At 57.0% G+C, this 1331-nt stretch carries 2 protein-coding genes; both read right to left on the reverse strand.

Translation table 11 applies throughout. The features are described 5' to 3' along the window. On the reverse strand, positions 1-333 hold a 333-nt coding region (locus tag ACYP5B_RS48690), incomplete at its 3' end, for a CoA-transferase (protein ID WP_459573062.1). A 44-nt stretch (positions 334-377) separates the two neighbouring features. After that, entirely contained in the window at positions 378-1040 is a 663-nt protein-coding gene (locus ACYP5B_RS48695) for a 3-oxoacid CoA-transferase subunit A (protein WP_459574639.1), read from the reverse strand. Positions 1041-1331: the final 291 nt, after the last annotated feature.

The following is a 1331-nucleotide window of genomic DNA, read 5'->3' on the forward strand; positions in this document are numbered from 1 at the left end:
ATTGACCGATACCTGGAACGCGCCCAGTACGCAGTAGTCCAGATGTCCGCCGCGCACCATGGAAAAGGAATCGGCATGATGGAAGAACGCGCCTCCTGGAAGGAGCGTGACCGGTTCCTTTCCTGCATTGATCAGGTCATCGTCCTCATCGCCAGGCGCTGGCGCGGGCCCCATCCCGAGGATGCCGTTTTCGCTGTGAAGAATGATTTCCCGGTGTGGGTCCAGATGATTGGCGACAAGCGTCGGTACGCCAATTCCCAGATTTACGTATGCGCCTTCCGGGATATCTCGCGCAACGCGCTGCGCCATTTCGATCCGTGTAAGCTTTTTCATTTCTGCGATCTCGTCTCTAACTTTTCCGCCCGATTTGCAGGAAATTACGAAACCTGCACCACGCGTTTTACAAAGATTCCTGGGGTAACAACCGCCTCTGGATTCAACGTACCGAGTGGGGCGATTTCGCTGACTTGGGCGATCGGAGTCGTCGCCGCGCTGGCCATGATGGGACCAAAATTGCGACCGGACATCCTGTAGGTCAGGTTGCCCCATCGGTCTGCGCGATATGCCTTCACGAGCGCATAATCAGCTTTCAGCGGTAATTCGAAGATGTAGTTCTTGCCCTCTATCTTGCGGGATTCCTTTCCTTCCGCGAGCCTGGTGCCATAGGCTGTTGGGGTATAGAATCCGCCGATTCCGGCGCCTGCAGCCCGCATGCGCTCCGCCAACGTACCTTGTGGAATGACTTCAAGTTCCACTTCTCCCGCCCGATAAGCCGCGTCAAACAGAGTTGCTCCGGCGAGCCGCGGAAACGAACAAATCAGCTTCCTTACACGCTTCTGCCGAATCAGTGCACCGAATCCCGAATCGTCGCTTCCAGAGTTGTTGCTGATGATTGTGAGATCGCGCGCACCCTGCGCAACCAGCGCGTCAATCAGTTGCAAGGGAAGGCCTGCTCGCCCGAAGCCGCTGATCATGATGATTGCACCATCCTTGACGTCCTCTAGCGCGGCTTCGCATGTTTCCAGAATCTTGTTGAGCATAAGGACTATCCAAAGGCGACTGATGTGTCTGGCCGCTTGGGTAAATGGCGCTCCAACGACGTCCCTTGCAGTGGTCTTGAACCAGGCCCGGAGCGAGATCCGCTGCGAGGCGCGAAGCTCCGCACCACGTTTGCGCTTTGATAAAAATCGATCTCGAGGGAGGCGAGCAGCCAGAAAGCTGGGAGAGACCGCGGTGACGGCTCGGCCGTTGCCGCGGGCTGTTGAGTATCAGCGTACGAACTGTTTCAGGCGAAACGGGTCCGATCAGCCTTCGCTCGGATCATAGGGCGA

This window comes from Cupriavidus sp. 8B, assembly GCF_054589115.1.

What these genes read in the sequence shown, in the direction of transcription:
- ACYP5B_RS48695 (WP_459574639.1), bottom strand. Translation starts at nt 1,040, where the DNA reads ATGCTCAACAAGATTCTGGAAACATGCGAAGCCGCGCTAGAGGACGTC.